16 protein-coding genes are annotated in these 17,662 nt (G+C 66.9%); 5 read left to right on the top strand and 11 right to left on the bottom strand.

Annotated features, from left to right (window positions below):
* Positions 1-14: 14 nt before the first annotated feature.
* The 7 genes from LAJ50_RS08610 to hflK form a co-directional block, all read right to left on the bottom strand.
* Positions 15-2,450, bottom strand: coding sequence for a DEAD/DEAH box helicase family protein (locus LAJ50_RS08610; protein ID WP_138651244.1), 2,436 nt, complete (start codon positions 2,448-2,450; stop codon positions 15-17).
* Positions 2,451-2,462: 12 nt separating this feature from the next.
* Positions 2,463-3,353: a restriction endonuclease gene (locus LAJ50_RS08605; RefSeq protein WP_138651188.1), complete on the bottom strand. Its 891-nt coding sequence runs from the start codon at positions 3,351-3,353 to the stop codon at positions 2,463-2,465.
* Between the two features lie 40 nt (positions 3,354-3,393).
* The gene (locus tag LAJ50_RS08600; protein WP_138651189.1) at positions 3,394-3,699 is read right to left on the bottom strand and encodes a type II toxin-antitoxin system RelE/ParE family toxin; all 306 of its coding nucleotides are present in this window, start codon (positions 3,697-3,699) and stop codon (positions 3,394-3,396) included.
* 6 nt (positions 3,700-3,705) lie between these two features.
* Positions 3,706-3,969, bottom strand: coding sequence for a YlcI/YnfO family protein (locus LAJ50_RS08595; protein WP_171044517.1), 264 nt, complete (start codon positions 3,967-3,969; stop codon positions 3,706-3,708).
* Between the two features lie 214 nt (positions 3,970-4,183).
* Positions 4,184-5,476, bottom strand: a complete 1,293-nt coding sequence (locus LAJ50_RS08590; protein WP_130522863.1) for an adenylosuccinate synthase — start codon at positions 5,474-5,476, stop codon at positions 4,184-4,186.
* Positions 5,477-5,883: 407 nt separating this feature from the next.
* Positions 5,884-6,747: a protease modulator HflC gene (locus LAJ50_RS08585; protein ID WP_130533380.1), complete on the bottom strand. Its 864-nt coding sequence runs from the start codon at positions 6,745-6,747 to the stop codon at positions 5,884-5,886.
* The gene (gene hflK, locus LAJ50_RS08580; protein ID WP_138651191.1) at positions 6,744-7,898 is read right to left on the bottom strand and encodes an FtsH protease activity modulator HflK; all 1,155 of its coding nucleotides are present in this window, start codon (positions 7,896-7,898) and stop codon (positions 6,744-6,746) included. The genes LAJ50_RS08585 and hflK overlap by 4 nt, the downstream gene beginning before the upstream one ends.
* 230 nt (positions 7,899-8,128) lie before the next feature.
* Between hflK and LAJ50_RS08575 the strand changes: the two genes are divergently transcribed.
* From LAJ50_RS08575 to LAJ50_RS08565, 3 genes are read left to right on the top strand one after another with little or no spacing between them, the layout of a single operon-like run.
* Complete coding sequence (locus tag LAJ50_RS08575; protein ID WP_138651192.1) at positions 8,129-9,928, top strand: glycoside hydrolase family 15 protein; 1,800 nt, start codon at positions 8,129-8,131, stop codon at positions 9,926-9,928.
* Positions 9,925-11,712 (top strand): glucose-6-phosphate dehydrogenase, encoded by a 1,788-nt coding sequence (gene zwf / locus LAJ50_RS08570; RefSeq protein ID WP_138651193.1) that lies wholly within the window; start codon positions 9,925-9,927, stop codon positions 11,710-11,712. Before LAJ50_RS08575 ends, zwf begins: the two co-directional genes overlap by 4 nt.
* A 55-nt stretch (positions 11,713-11,767) precedes the next feature.
* Positions 11,768-12,280 carry a gluconokinase gene (locus tag LAJ50_RS08565; RefSeq protein WP_224096525.1) on the top strand — a complete coding sequence of 171 codons (513 nt, stop codon included), beginning with the start codon at positions 11,768-11,770 and terminating at the stop codon, positions 12,278-12,280.
* Positions 12,281-12,533: 253 nt separating this feature from the next.
* Here LAJ50_RS08565 and folP read toward each other — a convergent pair whose 3' ends face one another.
* The 4 genes from folP to rlmE form a co-directional block, all read right to left on the bottom strand.
* Positions 12,534-13,433 (bottom strand): dihydropteroate synthase, encoded by a 900-nt coding sequence (gene folP, locus LAJ50_RS08560; RefSeq protein ID WP_138651194.1) that lies wholly within the window; start codon positions 13,431-13,433, stop codon positions 12,534-12,536.
* Between the two features lie 42 nt (positions 13,434-13,475).
* A complete protein-coding gene (locus tag LAJ50_RS08555) occupies positions 13,476-13,661 on the bottom strand; it encodes a glycine zipper domain-containing protein (RefSeq protein ID WP_138651195.1) in 186 nt (61 codons plus the stop codon).
* An 82-nt stretch (positions 13,662-13,743) separates the two neighbouring features.
* Positions 13,744-15,678 carry an ATP-dependent zinc metalloprotease FtsH gene (gene ftsH / locus LAJ50_RS08550; RefSeq protein WP_171044518.1) on the bottom strand — a complete coding sequence of 645 codons (1,935 nt, stop codon included), beginning with the start codon at positions 15,676-15,678 and terminating at the stop codon, positions 13,744-13,746.
* A 72-nt stretch (positions 15,679-15,750) separates the two neighbouring features.
* Positions 15,751-16,383 (bottom strand): 23S rRNA (uridine(2552)-2'-O)-methyltransferase RlmE, encoded by a 633-nt coding sequence (rlmE, locus tag LAJ50_RS08545; protein ID WP_130521466.1) that lies wholly within the window; start codon positions 16,381-16,383, stop codon positions 15,751-15,753.
* Positions 16,384-16,485: 102 nt separating this feature from the next.
* On the opposite strand from rlmE, the gene yhbY reads away from it, so the two are divergent.
* Positions 16,486-16,791 carry a ribosome assembly RNA-binding protein YhbY gene (gene yhbY / locus LAJ50_RS08540; protein ID WP_138651197.1) on the top strand — a complete coding sequence of 102 codons (306 nt, stop codon included), beginning with the start codon at positions 16,486-16,488 and terminating at the stop codon, positions 16,789-16,791.
* Positions 16,792-16,852: 61 nt separating this feature from the next.
* The gene (locus LAJ50_RS08535; protein WP_138651198.1) at positions 16,853-17,227 is read left to right on the top strand and encodes an Mth938-like domain-containing protein; all 375 of its coding nucleotides are present in this window, start codon (positions 16,853-16,855) and stop codon (positions 17,225-17,227) included.
* Positions 17,228-17,662 lie beyond the last annotated feature (435 nt).

The following is a 17,662-nucleotide window of genomic DNA, read 5'->3' as shown; positions in this document are numbered from 1 at the left end:
ACCTGATACGGCAGTCAGGCCTGTTTTAGTTCGTCCTGGCCGTAGAGCGCCTGTTCGAGCTCCTGCACGGCTTGGGTGTATTGCTCGACGCTGCCGAAAATCCCGCGGCGAATTTGGGTCTTGCTTCCGAACTGGTCAAAGGGCGGCAGTTCCAACACGTTGGCGTCTTCAATGTCCTGCACTCCGTGGTCTGCAAACTTTTCGAGCAGGGCTTCGAGCACGGCGCGGGCTTGCCGGCTATATTTTCCGAATACATCGCGCTTTTTGACGTTGTTGGCGCGCTCGCGGCGGGTGAGTGGCCTCTGGTCGAAAGCCACGTGGGCAACCAGATCAAACACATCCAATTCGCTTCCGTTAGAAACGGCCTGCTGCAGGACTTCGAGCGGCACTCCATGGTCTGCCAGTTCTTCCACAACGGCCTGCTTGCGAGCGGCCGTGGTCCAGCGGCGCAGGAAGTCGGTGAGGCTGCCGAACTCGGCTCGTAGCGTCTTCTTGATGTCATCCTTGAGTAGGACGCGATAGTCCTCGGTGATGAGCTTGCCGTCAGCGTCGAGGTACTGCGAACGCTCTACCGCAACGCGCACGTTGACGTCGTCGATCACGTATTTGACGCGACCTTCGCCTCCCGTGCCGCCGGCTTTGTCACCTAGCGGGACCTCATCATCGCCAGGATCGCGGTGGCTGTAGGAGGGCGGCTCCGGTTCGCCAACGCCTAGAGTGGCTGTTTCGTCTGGTGGCACCCCGGGTTCATCGGGCTTGGGCTCGTAGATCACTACAGGCTCGCCATCGAAATCAGGGTCTGCGAAAAGGCGCGTGGCACCTTTGAAATCCATGATGGTGAAGTAGAGCTTCTGGTAGTCCTCACGTAGCCGCGTACCACGGCCGATGATCTGCTTGAACTCAGTCATCGAGTTGATGTTCTGATCCAGCACGATGAGCTTGCATGTTTTGGCATCCACCCCGGTGGTCAAAAGCTTGGAGGTGGTGACGATGACCGGGTACGGCTCGTCGTTATCGATGAAATAGGAGAGCTGCGCCTTGCCTTCATTGTCGTCGCCGGTAATGCGCATAACGTAGCGGCGGTTGCTTGCGGCCGCGGGAATGAGCTTGACCAGCTCCTGTCGCATCCGCTCGGCGTGATCCTGATCGTCACAGAACACAATGGTCTTGGCCATTGGATCGGTGGCCTTGAGGTACTCCCACACCTTGCTCGCCACCAGCCTAGTACGCTTTTCCAACACCAGATTGCGATCAAAATCCTTGGTGTTGTACTGGCGCTGTTCCACCGCCCGCCCTAGCTTGTCGACCTTGCCCTTCTCAGGGATGTAACCAACAGCATCTATATCGGTGGCGATACGAATCACTTTGTAGGGCGCGAGGAATCCATCTTCGATCCCCTGCTTGAGCGAGTACGTATAGACCTGCTCACCGAAGTAGGTGCTATTACTCGCCTCCTTTGTTTCTTTAGGCGTGGCGGTCAGCCCCAGGTGAGTGGCATTACTAAAATAGTCCAGCACATCACGCCAGGCGGAATCATCAGCGGCGCTTCCACGGTGACATTCATCGATGACCACCAAATCGAAGAAGTCCGCTGGGAACTGGCGGTAGATCTGCTTCCACTCCTCTCGACCTGTGACGGCTTGATAGAGCGCCAGGTAGATTTCGTAGTTCTTCTTCACCTCACGATTTGTGACCTTATGCATCACCTCGCCAAATGGCGCGAAGTCTTGCTGCATGGTTTGATCGACGAGGATGTTGCGATCAGCCAGGAACAATATGCGCTTCTTTGCTTTGGCTTTCCACAAGCGCCAGATGATCTGGAAGGCGGTGTAAGTTTTTCCTGTACCCGTCGCCATGACCAGCAGCACACGTTGTCGCCCTTTTGCGATGGCTTCGATGGCACGATTGACGGCGACGCGCTGGTAATAGCGCGGCTCTTTGCCGCTGCCGTCAGAGTAAAAAGGCTGCTCGATGAGTTTCACGGCAGGCGCTTCGACCAAACCCTTCCACTGCTGGTAGAGAGGCCAAAGTTCAGTCAAAGATGGAAATTCAGTGAGCGAGAGCTCACGCGAGGTGGGCTGCGTGAGGCCAGTGCGATCGTGCAGCAGGAAGCCCTCGCCGTTGCTACTGATAGCAAATGGTGCGTCCAACATCTCCGCATAAGCCAACGCCTGCTGCATGCCGTGGGCGACTGAGAATTTAGCCTGCTTAGCCTCCACCACGGCAATCGGCACATTAGGGCGAGCGTAGAGCACGAGGTCAGCACGCTTTGGGCCACCTTTTACGTCGGGATTCTGGATACGAGACGCGAGCTTGCCGCGCACCATCACTCGGCCATCCGTGAGCTTCACTTCTTCACGGAACTGTCCTTGCTCCCAGCCTGCATGTAGCAACGCGGGAACAATGCGTTTTGTACAGATATCTCGCTCGCTCAGCACAACGGTATCCATCATCAGCTCACCTTAGCTGTCAGCAGCAAGGAACCAAACCGGCTTCAAGGGCAACTGCGTGCGGGCAGTGTCACTAAGCTGCGCATAGTGCGCGGTCCAGAGCTCCACCAAGTTCCGCGCATCGATCAGGTTGATCCGCCGATGCGACTGCCGCGCTTCGTAGTCCGCATCCTTTGTGAAGCCGGACAGCGCGACATACAAGCCGACATCACCTTCTCCCAGAACCGCCATAAAGCTGCGCAGGCCAGTGACGTCGATCCGCGGCGAGTTGGCATTGCGCTTGACCTGCACTTTGATGCGCGGCGGACGCGTGCCGAGCGGGTCGTTGTAGGCAATGATGTCGATGCCGCCGTCTTTGCCGGGTGGTGCGACCCAGGCGACGTGGTAGCCCATTGCGCGCAGCAGCGAGGCCACAAGCTCCTGGAAATCATAGGGCGGCATCGCGGCCAGATAGGCTTCGATCTCGGCCCAGGCCATCTCCTCGGCTTCTTCCAGCGTGATGCTGGCCGATTCCTCGGTGAGTTCGCCTTCGGGGTCATCCACTTCGTCGACGACGGGCTGGGTGCTCTTCCACTTCTTGTACAGCTGCCCCACCGCACGGATGAACTGCTCCGGATCCGGGTAGGCCTCCAGGGCCGCTTCACCCTCGGGCGTGAGGGTCCAGATGCCTTTGTCTTTGACCAGCCAGCCGGCCTTGACCGGCGCGACCGTGCTGAAGCGCACGATCTTCTCGAAGCGACGGCCGCCAGTTTCGTAGTCGCCCGCCTCGTACTCGGTCAACACGACCTGCTTCTCCAGCGCGGCCAGCGCATCGGCCGCGCGCATGCCTTCCGGCTGGGCCTTGAGGATCTGGAACAGCGCCCGGGTCAATTCACCCGTGCGCCGCCTGCTGATATTGGCCATCTACGTCCCCTGTAGTAAGGCGCCGCCACTGGCGCAGCGCCTAATAATAGTCGTCTTCACGCTGATGCCTGACAGCCAGGACGGTCACCGTCGTGCTGTTTTCGATCTCGAACAACAGCACGTATCCAGCGCTGCCAAAGCCGATCACAAGCTCTCGCAAGAACGGATCCGCCGTGGCCTTGCGACAGCTCATCGGTGCGAATTCGAGCAGGGCGAAGCCCTCGCGGATGGCCTGCAGGGCCCGTTCGGCAACCGCGTAGTCCCCTGCCGCATGCTGCAGCAGCCAGTCGTACAGGCGCTCCAAGTCCTGCTGCGCTTCTTCCGTAAAGCGAATGGTCCATGCCATCCCGGCCTATTCCTTTCGTGCGCGGTCCAACCTCGCTTGCAGTCCGCCCAACACATCCTGTGCATCGATATAGCGCCCCGTCTGGCGCGCCTGCTCGCGCGAAGCCAACCCCCTGGCGATGAACTCGGCCTGGTGCCGGCGACGCCGCACCTCATCGCGCAGCGACTGCTCCATCAGGGCGGACAGACTTTCGCCCTTCTGCAGGACCGACTCGGCGGCTTCGCGCAGTTCGGGCTCGACCCGCAGGGACGGCAGCGACGCGGTTTTCATGCGACACCTCATGCGTTGCAATTGCGATGCATGGTCGCAGGGGATGCACAGGCGTTCAAGCCCCGCCGGTGAAGTTCGCTATTCACGAATAGCGAATTCGCTACCGCCCAGAAACACCAAACCCCGCTTGCGCGGGGCTTGGTATCGGCAAGGGCGCTGAAAGGCCCTCACCCCCGCCCTCTCCCGCACACGGGAGAGGGGGCACAACGTGCGATCAGGCAAACGGATCCTGCAGCACCATCGTGTGGTCGCGGTCCGGGCCGGTGGAGACGATGCTGATCGGGCAGCCGGCCAGTTCCTCCAGCGCACGCAGGTAGGCGCGGGCGGCGGCGGGCAGTTTGTCCCACTCGGTGATGCCGTGGGTGGTCTCGTTCCAGCCCGGGAACTCCAGGTAGACCGGGGTGCAGTCTTCCCAGCCCTGCGCGTCCAGCGGGGCGTACTCGGTGCGCTTGCCGTTGTACTCGTACGCGATGCAGACCTTCAGCTTCTCCATGCCGTCCAGCACGTCCAGCTTGGTGATGCACAGGCCGGAGATGCCGTTGATGGCCACGGCGCGCTTGAGCGCGACGATGTCCATCCAGCCGCAGCGACGCGGGCGGCCGGTGGAGGCGCCGTACTCGGCACCGCGGTCGCGGATGCCCTGGCCCACTTCGTCGTCCAGCTCGGTCGGGAACGGGCCGCCGCCCACGCGCGTGGCATAGGCCTTGGCGATGCCCAGCACGTAGTCGATGTCCTGCGCGCCCACGCCGGTGCCGGCCAGCGCGCCGCCGATGGTGGTGTTGGAACTGGTGACGTAGGGATAGGTGCCGTGGTCGATGTCCAGCAGCGCGCCCTGCGCGCCCTCGAACAGCACGCGCTTGCCCTGCTTGCGCAGGTCGTGGCAGATGCCGGCCACATCCGACTTCATCGGCTGCACGTACTCGCCGAAGGCCAGCGCCTCGTCATAGGTCTTCTGGAAGTCGACCGCTTCCACGCCCAGGTACTTGGTCAGCACGAAGTTGTGGTAGTCCAGCGCGGTGCGCAGCAGTTCTTCCAGCTGCTTGGGGTAATGCAGGTCGGCGATGCGGATGCCGCGGCGCGCCACCTTGTCCTCGTAGGCCGGGCCGATGCCGCGGCCGGTGGTGCCGATGGCCTTGCCGCCGGCGGCCTTCTCGCGGGCCTGATCCAGGGCGATGTGGTACGGCATGATCAGCGGCGCGGCCGGCGAGATCTTCAGGCGGCTGCGCACTTCCACGCCGGCCGTTTCCAGCTCGTCGATCTCCTTGATCAGCGCGGCCGGGCTGATCACCACGCCGTTGCCGATCAGGCACAGCGCGTCCTGGCGCAGGATGCCGGACGGGATGAGGTGCAGCACGGTCTTCTTGCCGTTGATGACCAGGGTATGGCCGGCGTTGTGGCCGCCCTGGAAGCGCACGACGGCGCCGATCTCTTCGGTGAGCAGATCGACGATCTTGCCCTTGCCTTCATCGCCCCACTGGGCGCCCAACACCACCACTGACTGACCCATGACGGGTACTCCTGTTTTGTTGCGGCCATCGGGGCCGCGGACTTGGGCCGTGCGGTCTGGCGCATGAGGCGCGTGTCTGTCGGCCGCCATCGGGGCGGGCCGCACGCGCATCACCGCATCCAGGACACGGAAAAAGCCGGAAGGGTGTGCTTCTGGTGGGAAGCGCCCGGCCGGCTTTTGTGCATTATCCGGGTTTTGGGGGACGGGGGCCACCTTGGGGTGGCTTGGGGTGTTCAGATTTGCGAGGCTGGGGCGCGCGGGGATCAGCGGAGGAGCTAAGTCCATGGATTCCCGCGTTCGCGGGAATGACGATCTGGAGGTGACGCTTCGGCTGTTGCGGAAAGCACAGGCAAAACGAAACGGGGCGCCTAGAAGGCGCCCCGCTCCACTCCGCATCGATCGGCCGATCAGCGATCGGACTTCATGTACTGCAGGAAGGGGTCGTTCTTATCCAGCACGATCACCGCGTTGCCGTCGGCGAAGGAGTGCCGGTAGGCCTCCAGGCTGCGGTAGAAGGCGTAGAAGCCCGGGTCGGCCGCCGACGCCTTGGCGTACAGCTGCGCGGCCTGGGCATCGCCCTCGCCGCGCAGGCGCTGGGCATCGCGCTCGGCCTCGGCCGCGATGACCGTGGCCTGGCGGTCGGCCTCGGCGCGGATGGTGCGGGCCTGCTCCTCGCCTTCGGCGCGCAGCGCGCTGGCGACCTGCTGGCGCTGGGCGCGCATGCGGTCGTAGACCTCGCCCAGCACCTTGCTGTCCTGCGGCAGGTCGATCTGCTTGAGGCGGATGTCCACCAGCTGCATGCCCAGGTTCTTGATCGCCGCGTTGATCGACACCAGCTGCCTGGCGATGATCTCGCTGCGGTCGCCGGACACCAGCTGGGTCAGCGTGCGCGAGTTGATCTCGTTGCGCAGCGAGTTGGTCACGATCGGCGCCAGGCGGGCGTTGGCGTTGCGCTGGTCGCCGCCGGTGGCGCGGTAGTAGGCGCGCACATCGGAGATGTAGCCGATGGCGAAGAAGTCCACCGACACGTCCTTCTGCTCGGAGGTGAAGTAGCGCTCCGGCGCGGTCTCCAGGATCTGGAAGCGGCGGTCGAACACGCGCGCGGTCTCCACCAGCGGCAGCTTGAAGTGCAGGCCCGGCTTGACGTCGGCGCGCACCACGCGGCCCAGGTTGAGCACCATCGCGGTCTGGTCCTCGCGCACGACGAACACCGAGCCCATCAGCGCCAGCAGGGCGGCCACGATCACGGCCACGGTCACGGAAGTCTTCATGGGCGGCCCTCCTCGCGGCCGGTGGGTCGCGGCGGGCGCAGCGGGTCGGTTGGCGTCGACGTGGCGCTGTCGCTGCCGCCCGCGCTCTGCACCGCCGGCAGCAGCGTGTCGGTCGGCAGGCGCGGCAGGGTCGAGGCCGGCGGCAGCGCCTTGGCCTGGGCGTTGGCGTCCATCGGCACGTAGATCAGCTGGCGGCCATCGCCGCCGACCACCTTGCGGTTATGGCCCAGCACCTGTTCGACCGTCTCCAGCCACAGGCGCTTGCGCGTGGTCTCCGGCGCGGCGGCGTACTGCTGCTGCAGCAGGCTGAAGCGGTCGGCGTCGCCCTGCGCGTTGGCGATGGCGGCCTCCTTGTAGCCTTCGGCGGCGGTGCGGGTGCGCGCGGCCTCGCCACGGGCCTCGGGCACCACGCGCGCGGCGTAGGCCTGGGCCTCGTTGACCAGGCGCTCGCGGCTCTGCTGGGCGCTGTTGACGTCGTCGAAGGCCGGCTTGACCTCGTTGGGCGGGCGCGCGTTGGGCAGGGTCAGGTCGGTCACGACCATGCCGGTGTGGTAGGCATCCAGCGCCGCCTGCAGGCGTTCCTTGGCGGCCGAGGCCAGCGGGCCGCGCTTGTTGAGCACGTCCTCCAGCGAGGCGCGGCCGGCCTGCTCGCGCACCGCGCTCTGCGCGGCCTGCTGCAGCACCTGGTCGGCGTCCTGGGTGCCGTAGAGGTACTGGCGCGGGTCGTTGATGCGGTACTGCACGTTGAGGGTGACGTTGACGATGTTCTCGTCGTTGGTCAGCACGGGCATTTCCTGCAGGCCCCAGGTGCCGATGGTGGTCACCTGCACGTTGCGCACGCTTTCGATCGGCCAGGGCCACTTGAAGTTGGGGCCGGGCTGCATGATCCGCGCGAACTGGCCGAAGCGCAGCACCACGCCGCGCTCCTGCTCGCCGACCAGCTGGAAGCTGCTGAAGGCCAGCACTAGCACGACGAACACCAGCACCCAGCGCAGCGGGCCACCGCCGCCGGCGCCGAAGACCGCGCGCAGGCGTGCCAGGATCTGGTCCAGGCCGCCGCCCTGTCCCGGCTTCCAGGAATTGCGCCCCCCGCCCGGCCCGCTGCCGCTTCCGTTGTTTCCCGAACCGCTACCAGGGGTATTCCAGGCCATGCCAACTCCGAATTGATGAGACGCCGCGGCCCGGATGCAGCGCGGGCACGGCGCCGGCCGATTCTACCCGCTTGCCCCGGGGGTGCCCGCTGACAGGGGCGTCATGGCGGCGAGGCGCCGCGATGACAAGGGCCGGCAAACCTGAACACTGCCCCCGCGCCCGGTCTCCAGACCACGCACCGCCCACGGCCGCGCTGGTACTTGTACGCCGCTCAGTCCGGAACCGCCCGATGTCGACCCCCATCGAAGACTACGCCATGCTCGGCGACTGCCGCAGCGCCGCCCTGGTGACCCGCTCCGGCTCGATCGATTGGCTCTGTCTGCCGCGGTTCGACTCCGACGCCGTCTTCGCCGCCCTGCTCGGCACGCCCGAGCACGGTCGCTGGCTGCTCTGCCCCACCGACGAGACCGCGCGCAGCCAGCGCAGCTATCGCGACGGCAGCCTGGTGCTGGACACGATTTTCGAGACCGACAGCGGGGAGGTGCTGGTCACCGACTTCATGGTCGCCAGCCACAACGGAGAGGTGCACAACCACCTGGTGCGCCGGGTAGAGGCGCTGCGCGGGAAGGTGCCGATGCGCACCGAGCTGGTGATGCGATTCGGCTATGGCCTGATCGTACCGTGGGTGACCCAGCAGGACGACGGCCTGCGCGCGGTTGCCGGCCCCGACCAGCTGCTGCTGCGCACGCCGCTGACCATCGACAGCCACGACATGGTCTCCACGGCCGAGTTCACGCTGGAACCGGGCCAGAGCACGTGGTTCGTGCTCAGCCACGGCGCCTCGCACCTGGAGCAGCCCCCGGCGCTGGACGTGGAGGAGGCGCTGCGCACCACGCTTAAATTCTGGGAGGACTGGTCCTCGCGCTGCGCCGACGCCGGTCCGTGGAGCGCGCAGGTGAAACGCTCGCTGGTGGTGCTCAAGGGCCTGAGCTATCTGCCCACCGGCGCCATCGTGGCCGCGCCGACCGCCTCGCTGCCCGAGCACCTGGGCGGCGAGCGCAACTGGGACTACCGCTACTGCTGGCTGCGCGACAGCAGCTTCACCCTGCTGGCGCTGACCAACGCCGGCTATCGCGAAGAGGCCGCCGCCTTCAGCGACTGGGTCAAGCGCGCGGTGGCCGGCACCCCGGGCCAGCTGCAGGCGCTCTACGGCGTCGGCGGCGAGCGGCGCCTGCCCGAGTGGGTGGCCGACTGGCTGCCCGGCTATGAGGGCTCGCGTCCGGTCAACCTGGGCAACGCCGCGGCCAAGCAGTTCCAGCTGGACGTCTATGGCGAGCTGATCGGCATCCTCGAGGCCGCGCGCCTGCGCGGCATGGAGTCCGGCGAGTCCGGCATCGAGCTGGAGCGCGCCTTCCTGGTCGAACTGGAGCAGCGCTGGCACGACCCGGACGAAGGCATCTGGGAGGTGCGCTCGGGCCGGCGCCACTTCACCCATTCCAAGCTGATGGCCTGGCGCGCGTTCGACCTGGCCGCGGAGAACGATGCCAGCTTCTGCGCGGAGGATCGCGCGCGCTGGCGCGAGCAGGCCACCCAGGTCCATGCCGACATCCTGGCCAATGCCCTGCATCCGGATGGCTACTTCGTGCAGAGCTACGGCGACGACGCGCTGGATGCGGCGCTGCTGCTGATGCCGCTGACCGGCTTCCTGCCCCCGGACGATCCGCGCATGGTGACCACGGTGGAGACGATCCGCGACCGCCTGACCGTCGACGGCCTGGTCCAGCGCTATGCCACCAGTGAAGCCAACGACGGCCTGCCCGATGGCGAGGGCACCTTCCTGGCCTGCAGTTTCTGGCTGGTGGAGGCGCTGGCCATGATCGGCCGCATCGACCAGGCACGCGAGCGCTACGCCGCGCTGCTCGCGCTGTGCAACGACGTGGGCCTGCTGGCGGAGGAATACGACCCGCGCGGCCGCCGTATGCTCGGCAATTTCCCGCAGGGCTACTCGCACGTGGCCCTGGTCAATGCCGCCTACCGCCTCAACAACCTCAAAGACATCCAGCGCACCAGCACGGAGATCCACGCATGAGCGACACCACCTCCCCCGGGGTCAGCAACGCCGACGCCCTGGCCCCGCCCTGCATCCTGGTGCTGTTCGGCGCGCGTGGCGACCTGGCCCAGCGCCTGGTGCTGCCGGCGCTGTACAACCTCAGGCGCGCCGGCCAGCTGGACGAGCGCTTCGCCATCCTCGGCTTCGACCACGGCGACATCAGCGAGGCGGCCTGGCGCCGCAAGATCGGCGATGCGCTGCGCGCGCAGGCGGCTTCGCGCGGCGGCGAGTTCCAGGCCGAAAGCATCGATGAGGACACCTGGCGCTGGCTATCGCGGCGCATGTTCTACCAGCGCGGCGACTTCACCTCGGCCGAGGACTACCGGCTGCTGGGCAAGCGCCTGGAGGAGATCGACCCCAGGCACGAAACGCAGGGCAACGTGCTGTTCTACCTGGCCACCGCGCCGCGCTTCTTCGGCCCGGCGGTGACCGAGCTGGGCCGCGCCGGCCTGGTCAAGCAGACCGAGGGCGGCCCCTGGCGCCGGGTGATCGTCGAAAAGCCCTTCGGCCACGACCTGGAAAGCGCGCGCGCGCTCAACGCGCAGATCGCCCAGGTGCTGGAGGAGGACCAAGTCTTCCGCATCGACCACTTCCTGGGCAAGGAGACGGTGCAGAACATCCTGGCCTTCCGCTTCGCCAATGGCCTGTTCGAGCCGGTCTGGAACCGCGACCGCATCGACCATGTGCAGATCACCGCGGCCGAGACCATCGGCGTGGAGGGCCGCGGCAGCTTCTACGAGCCCACCGGCGCGCTGCGCGACATGGTGCCCAACCACCTGTTCCAGCTGCTGGCGATGGTGGCGATGGAACCGCCGTCCGACTTCACCCCCAGGGCGATGCTGCGGCGACGCTCGGAGGTCATCGAGGCCGTGCGCCCACTGGCGCCCGAGGATGTGGTGCGCGGCCAGTACGCCGCCGGCAGCGTGACTGGCGACAACGTGCCCGGCTACCGCGAGGAGGACACCACCTCGGACACCTCCGAGACCGAGACCTACGTGGCGATGAAGCTGGCCATCGACACCTGGCGCTGGGCCGGCGTGCCGTTTTACCTGCGCACCGGCAAGCGCCTGCGCACGCGCACCACCGAGGTGGCGATCCGCTTCAAGCCCGCGCCGCTGGCGCCGTTCCGGCACACGGCCGTGGGCGGCTATGGGCCGGACTGGCTGGTCCTGCATATCCAGCCGGACGAAGGCATCTCGCTGCAGTTCGACGTCAAGCGCCCGGGCTATCCGGTGGCCCTGGCGCCGGTGCGGATGGACTTCCGCTATCGCGACTGGTTCCCGCAGCAGAACACCGTGGGCTACGAGCGCCTGCTGCACGACTGCATGCGCGGCGAGGCAGCGCTGTTCCAGGACGCGGCGATGGTCGATGCGGCCTGGCGCATCGTGCAGCCGGTGCTGGATGCCTGGGCCCGGCAGCCGGCGACCGAGTTCCCCAACTACGTCGCCGGCAGCGAAGGGCCGACCGCCGCGGATGCGCTGCTGGCGCTGGACGGCGGACGCACCTGGCGCGCGCTGACGCCCGGGCGCACGCGTCCGCCACAGCGCGCCCGCGCGCAGGCCGCGGACAAGCTCGAAGGCAGGGCCGCGAAGAAGGCATCAGCGCCCGCGCCCAAGGCCACCAAGGCGACCAAGCGCACTGGCGCCAAGGCAGCGAAGCCTGTCACCGAGCGGGCCGGCAGCAACGCGGCAAAGCAGGCGGTCAAGAAGGTGGCGAAACCGTCCGCAAAGCGCGTGCCGCAGGCGCGGAAGAAGGCACGCTGACGTTGGTACGATCGCCCACGCCAGGTAATCGATCTCTCCCAGGACTCGCACCGGCATGCCCGTTCCCAAGACGCTCGTGGTGATGGGCGTGTCCGCCTCCGGCAAGACCACCGTGTCCAGGCTGCTCGGCCTGGCGCTGGACTACCGCGTGCTCGATGCAGACGACCTGCACCCGCAGGCCAACATCGACAAGATGCGCCAGGGCATCGCGCTCACCGATGCCGACCGCGCGCCCTGGCTGCGCAGTGTCGCCGCCTGGATCGCCGAGCAGCGGGCGCAAGGTGCGGGCGTGGTGGTGGCCTGCTCGGCCCTCAAGCGTGCCTATCGCGACGTGCTGCGCGATGGCGATGCGCAGGCCGTGTTCGTCTGGCTGGACGTGGCGCGCCAGCAGCTCGACCAGCGCATCGCCCAGCGTCCCGGCCACTTCATGCCCGCCAGCCTGCTCGGCAGCCAGCTCGACATGCTCGAACCGCCCGCCGCGGACGAGCGCGCGGTGCGCGTGGTGCCGGATGCGGTGGTCGCGCACACCGTGGACGACGCGCTTGCCAAGCTGAAAGCATTGGACTGACCGGCGAGGCCCATCCCTTCCCTATCTTCATTCCCGCGGAAGCGGGAACCCATGGGCGTTGCGGGAGCTGTCCGAAAGCCCCTGAATCCCCGCGTTGGCGGGGATGACGACTGTTAGGTTCACCGCGAACCTGCGCGCGAATCTTCCTATCGTCGCTCCCGCGAAAGCGGGAACCCAGCGACTTTCAAGCGCGACGCACGAGGCCGGTCACCGCTTCCCTGGAAACCAAACTCCCCTCGCCCGCCTTGATCACTCAATCCTCGGGCCAGCGAATCTCAGGCTTCTTCGGCGCATCCTGACGCACCGCGGGCACCGCATCGACCGCTGCCCACACCTTGAGCGCATCCACCGTGGCGGCCACGTCGTGCACGCGCACCAGCATCGCGCCACGCTGCACCGCGATCAGGTGCGCGGCCACCGAGCCCGCCGCGCGCTGCGCCGGCGCCTCGCGCCCGGTCAGCTCGCCGATGCTGCGCTTGCGCGACATCCCGGCTAGCACCGGCACGCCCAGTTCGGTGAAGCGCTGCAGCTGCGCCAGCAGCGCGAGGTTGTGCGCGGTGGCCTTGCCGAAGCCGAAACCGGGATCGACGATCAGCTGGCGCCGGTCGATGCCGCTCATCTCGGCGGCGAAGATGCGCTCGGCCAGGAAGCGATGCACCTGCCCGACCACATCGTCGTACTCCGGCGCCTCCTGCATCGACTGCGGCTCGCCCAGCATGTGCATCAGCACGACCGGCACGCGCAGCTGCGCGGCGGCCTCAAGCGCGCCCTCGGCCCGCAGCGCACGGATGTCGTTGATCATTCCCGCGCCCGCGGCCACCGCCGCGTGCATGACCTCGGGCTTGAAGGTGTCGATGCTGATCGGCAGCGTGGTGCGCTGACTCAGCGCCTCGATCACCGGCACCACGCGGCGCAGCTCCTCCTCCACCGGCACGGCCTGCGCGCCAGGGCGCGTGGATTCGCCGCCGACGTCAAGGATGTCCGCGCCCTCCTCGGCCAGCTTCAGCCCGTGGGCCACCGCCGCCTCCAGCGTGTCGTGCGCGCCGCCGTCGGAGAACGAGTCCGGCGTGACGTTAACGATCCCCATCACCCGCGGCCGGTCCAGGCGCAGCACGCGGCCGTTGCAGTCCAGCTGAGGCGAGGTGTCGAACATGGGCGCGCTCCGGCGCGTCTGGGCGAGCGCGCATGATACGCGTCAGCCGCCGCGACGCTTCTTCTTCTGGCTGCTCATGAACACGCCCAGCACCGCACCCAGCCCGGCGCCGACCGCCAGGCCCACGCCGATGTCGTGCATGGCCAGCCCGAAGGCCGCGCCCAGGGCCACGCCCAGGGCGATGCCCACGCCCAGGCTCCATCCACTGCTATCGAAGATCGAACGCACGCATACCTCGTGAGGGATCGGTTTGGAGCAAAGCAAAAGGCCGGGACTGCTCCCGGCCTTTCGCTGGCGCCTGCGCCGGACTTCAGGTCTGCGCGGCGGGTCCGGCGATCGGCGGCAGGGGACGCTTGCTGCCGCCGCGATCGTTGTTGTCGTTGTTGGCCTTGCCCCAGCCCGCCGGCGGCGGCGGATCGCGGCCTTCCATGATCGCGTCGATCTGCGGCGCATCGATGGTCTCGTACTGCAGCAGCAGCTTGGCCATCGTGTGCAGCTTGTCCAGGTTGTCGGTGAGGATGCTGGTGGTGCGCTGGTAGGCGTTGTCCAGGATCCCGCGGACGACCTCGTCGATCTTGCGCGCCGTGGCGTCGGAAACGTTCTTGTGCTGGGTCACCGAACGACCCAAGAACACCTCGTCCTCCTCCTCGCCGTAGGCGATCGGGCCCATCTCGTCGCTCAGGCCCCACTTGGTGACCATGTTGCGGGCCATCTTGGTGGCGCGCTCGATGTCGTTGGACGCGCCGGTGGTGACCTTGTCGGTGCCGAAGATCAGCTCCTCGGCGACGCGGCCGCCGTACAGCGAGCACAGCTGCGATTCGATCGCGGTGCGGTTGTAGCTGTACTTGTCGCCCTCGGGCAGGTACATGGTCACGCCCAGCGCGCGACCGCGCGGGATGATGGTGACCTTGTAGACCGGATCGTGCTCGGGCACGACGCGGCCGACGATGGCGTGGCCGGCCTCGTGGTAGGCGGTCAGCGTCTTCTCGTCCTCGCTCATGGCCATCGAGCGGCGCTCGGCACCCATCAGGATCTTGTCGCGGGCGCGGTCGAAGTGGTCCATGCGGACCTCCTTCTCGTTGCCGCGCGCGGCGAACAGCGCCGCCTCGTTGCACAGGTTGGCCAGGTCCGCGCCGGAGAAGCCCGGCGTGCCGCGCGCAACGATCATCGGATCGACATCGTCGGCCAGCGGCAGCTTGCGCATATGGACCTTGAGGATCTGCTCGCGGCCCTTGACGTCCGGCAGGCCGACCACGACCTGGCGGTCGAAGCGGCCCGGGCGCAGCAGCGCCGGGTCCAGCACGTCGGGACGGTTGGTCGCGGCGATGATGATCACGCCCTCGCCGCCCTCGAAGCCGTCCATCTCCACCAGCAGCTGGTTGAGGGTCTGCTCGCGCTCGTCGTGACCGCCGCCCAGGCCGGCGCCGCGATGGCGGCCGACCGCGTCGATCTCGTCGATGAAGATGATGCACGGGGCGTGCTTCTTGGCCTGCTCGAACATGTCGCGCACGCGGCTGGCGCCGACGCCGACGAACATTTCCACGAAGTCGGAGCCGGAGATCGAGAAGAACGGCACCTTGGCCTCGCCGGCGATGGCCTTGGCCAGCAGCGTCTTGCCGGTACCGGGCTGGCCGACCATCAGCACGCCGCGCGGGATCTTGCCGCCGACCTTCTGGAACTTGGTCGGGTCGCGCAGGAACTCGACCAGCTCGCCCACTTCCTCCTTGGCCTCGTCGCAGCCGGCGACGTCGGCGAAGGTCACCTTGACCTGGTCCTCGCCCTGCAGCTTGGCGCGCGACTTGCCGAAGGACATCGCGCCCTTGGCCCCGCCGCCACCGCCCTGCATCTGTCGCATGATGAAGATCCAGAAACCGATGATCAGCAGCACCGGCAGGAAGTTGAGCAGGATCGCGGCCAGCGAGATGCCGCTGTCCGGCTCCTGCTGGCTGATGTTCACGCCCTTGGCGATCAGCACGTTGACCAGGCTCTCGTCGGTCGGGCCGAACACCAGGCCCTGGGTGCCGTCGGTGCGCTTGTAGCTGATCGCGTTGGTCTTCAGGTCGCCCTTGTTGGTGAACTCCACCGAGCTGATCTGCCCGTTGTTCACGTCATTGACGAACTGGGTATAGGTGAGCTGGTTGCTGCCCGGCCCCGCGCCCATGCGCGGGGAGAAGCTCTGGAACACCACCATGAGCACCACCGCCACTACGACCCACAGCAGCAGATTCTTGGTCAAGTCGTTCATCCTCATGGCCCTGGGTGGTCCTCTGGCACTACACGTTAAAGCGAAATTGTCCGACCGGCCCGCTTGTCCGGTTCACTTGGGCTGGGCACGCTTGCCCTGCCCCAGTGCATACACTTCCGGCGACCGCTTGCGCGAGGCGTCCGGCTTGCGGATGACGACCTTGTCATAGCGCTTGCGCAGGTCGCGGATGTAATCGTCGAAACCCACGCCCTGGAACAGCTTGATCAGGAACGCCCCGCCGGTGCGCAGATGGTGGTCGGCGAAATCCATCGCCAGTTCCGCCAGATGCATCGCCCGCGGCTGGTCCACCGCATCCACACCGCTCTTATTGGGGGCCATGTCGGAAAGCACAAGGTCCACCTGCGCCCCGCCCAGCATGGCTTCTAGCTGGGATAACACGGCCTGCTCCCTGAAGTCCCCGTGAAGGAACTCGACCCCTGCCAGCGAGGGCATGTCCAGGATGTCCATGGCGACCACCCGGCCGTTGTCGCCCATGGCCTGGCGCACGTACTGCGACCAGCCGCCGGGCGCGGCGCCCAGGTCGACCACGGTCATGCCCGGCTTGAGCAGCCGGTCGCGTTCGATCAGCTCCTCCAGCTTGTAGGCCGCGCGTGAACGCAGCCCCTCGGCCTGCGCCTTTTTGACGTAGGGGTCGGAGAAGTGTTCCTTGAGCCAGCGCTGGCTGCTTTGACTGCGTTTGGCCATGGGACCGGGGTTAAGCGCGACGCGCGTTCGCCCGCGTGCTCGGGATGGAAAACAGGGGGCCATGATACGCTGATCGCCCTCCACCACCCCCAAGTGCCTTGCATGTCCGTTGTCCTGACCGCCGCCCAGAACCGTTTCCTGCGCGGGCAGGCGCATGGGCTGAAGGCCTTGCTGCAGACCGGCGGGAAGGGGCTGACCGAGGCGTTCTACGCCGAGCTGGACGAGGTGCTCGAACGCCACGAGCTGATCAAGGTGAAGATCGCCACCACGGACCGCGAGGTGCGCGACGCGATGATCGACAGCGTCGTCCAGCGCACCGGCGCCGCCCTGGTCCAGCGCATCGGCCATGTCGCCGTGCTGTACCGTCCCAGCCGCGACAAGCGCACGATCGTCCTGCCGCGGGCCTGAACACGCCTTTCGGCGCGCGGTGCCCCTGCCGGTCCCGCGCCCAGCCCAGACGGGAGCCGCCATGCAACTCAGCCACGAACGTCCCGACTACGCCTACAGCCTGCGCGCCGCGGACGGCGCCAGCGCCACGGTCAACGACCAGGTGCTGCGGGCCAGTTTCATCCTCACCCCGGACACGCTGCAGGCCGACTGGCCGGTCGCCGATGCCAATACGCTGGATGTGGCCGCGCTGCAGCCGCTGCTGGCGCTGAACCCGGAGATCGTGCTGCTGGGCACCGGCAGCCGGCAGGTCTTCCCCTCGGCCGAGGTCATGGCCGCCTGCCTGACCCGCGGCATCGGCCTGGAAGTCATGGCCAACGCCGCCGCGGCGCGCACCTACCACATCCTGGCCGGCGAAGGCCGGCGCGTGGCGGCGGGGTTCATCCTCGGTGGTTGAGGCGCGCCCCGGCGCGGACACTGAAAAGGCCGGCAATGCTGGCCTTTTTGTTGCTCATTTGCCGGAGTACGGCGGCATGGACCGGCTCACGGCGTGGCGCGCTGATCGTCGACTTCTGGCGGTGACAGGTGCGCTCCCTGGACGAGACGATCATCCGTACAAGCCGATAAACGCGCTTCGACCGCTGGCTTCGACCAGCCGGGCGCTTTTTCCAGGCTCACCAGCCCTCCCTGCCTCAGCGTTGACCGGACAGGACTGAGACTCCGCCTCATGCTGGGTGGGAGCCGCCATGGCGGCGATGGCGCTTGCCCCGCAAAGCCTCATCGCTGCTCAGGCATTGCCGGTAGAGCCTCATCGCCGCCATGGCGGCTCCCACGGTAAGCACGCAGCAGGGAGCGAGCGCCTTAAGGCACCGCCCCGATACGGCACCGCGCA

The organism is Pseudoxanthomonas sp. X-1 (assembly GCF_020042665.1).
GTDB lineage: Bacteria > Pseudomonadota > Gammaproteobacteria > Xanthomonadales > Xanthomonadaceae > Pseudoxanthomonas_A > Pseudoxanthomonas_A spadix_A.
This window is presented reverse-complemented; position numbering and strand designations above follow the sequence as displayed.

Coding starts and splice junctions, on each gene's coding strand:
- LAJ50_RS08585 (WP_130533380.1), bottom strand. CDS start 6,747: ATGAAGACTTCCGTGACCGTGGCCGTGATCGTGGCCGCCCTGCTGGCG.
- LAJ50_RS08610 (WP_138651244.1), bottom strand. CDS start 2,450: ATGGATACCGTTGTGCTGAGCGAGCGAGATATCTGTACAAAACGCATT.
- LAJ50_RS08600 (WP_138651189.1), bottom strand. CDS start 3,699: ATGGCATGGACCATTCGCTTTACGGAAGAAGCGCAGCAGGACTTGGAG.
- rlmE (WP_130521466.1), bottom strand. CDS start 16,383: ATGGCCAAACGCAGTCAAAGCAGCCAGCGCTGGCTCAAGGAACACTTC.
- LAJ50_RS08575 (WP_138651192.1), top strand. CDS start 8,129: ATGTCGACCCCCATCGAAGACTACGCCATGCTCGGCGACTGCCGCAGC.
- zwf (WP_138651193.1), top strand. CDS start 9,925: ATGAGCGACACCACCTCCCCCGGGGTCAGCAACGCCGACGCCCTGGCC.
- folP (WP_138651194.1), bottom strand. CDS start 13,433: ATGTTCGACACCTCGCCTCAGCTGGACTGCAACGGCCGCGTGCTGCGC.
- LAJ50_RS08565 (WP_224096525.1), top strand. CDS start 11,768: ATGCCCGTTCCCAAGACGCTCGTGGTGATGGGCGTGTCCGCCTCCGGC.
- LAJ50_RS08605 (WP_138651188.1), bottom strand. CDS start 3,353: ATGGCCAATATCAGCAGGCGGCGCACGGGTGAATTGACCCGGGCGCTG.
- LAJ50_RS08595 (WP_171044517.1), bottom strand. CDS start 3,969: ATGAAAACCGCGTCGCTGCCGTCCCTGCGGGTCGAGCCCGAACTGCGC.
- ftsH (WP_171044518.1), bottom strand. CDS start 15,678: ATGAACGACTTGACCAAGAATCTGCTGCTGTGGGTCGTAGTGGCGGTG.
- LAJ50_RS08535 (WP_138651198.1), top strand. CDS start 16,853: ATGCAACTCAGCCACGAACGTCCCGACTACGCCTACAGCCTGCGCGCC.
- LAJ50_RS08590 (WP_130522863.1), bottom strand. CDS start 5,476: ATGGGTCAGTCAGTGGTGGTGTTGGGCGCCCAGTGGGGCGATGAAGGC.
- hflK (WP_138651191.1), bottom strand. CDS start 7,898: ATGGCCTGGAATACCCCTGGTAGCGGTTCGGGAAACAACGGAAGCGGC.
- yhbY (WP_138651197.1), top strand. CDS start 16,486: ATGTCCGTTGTCCTGACCGCCGCCCAGAACCGTTTCCTGCGCGGGCAG.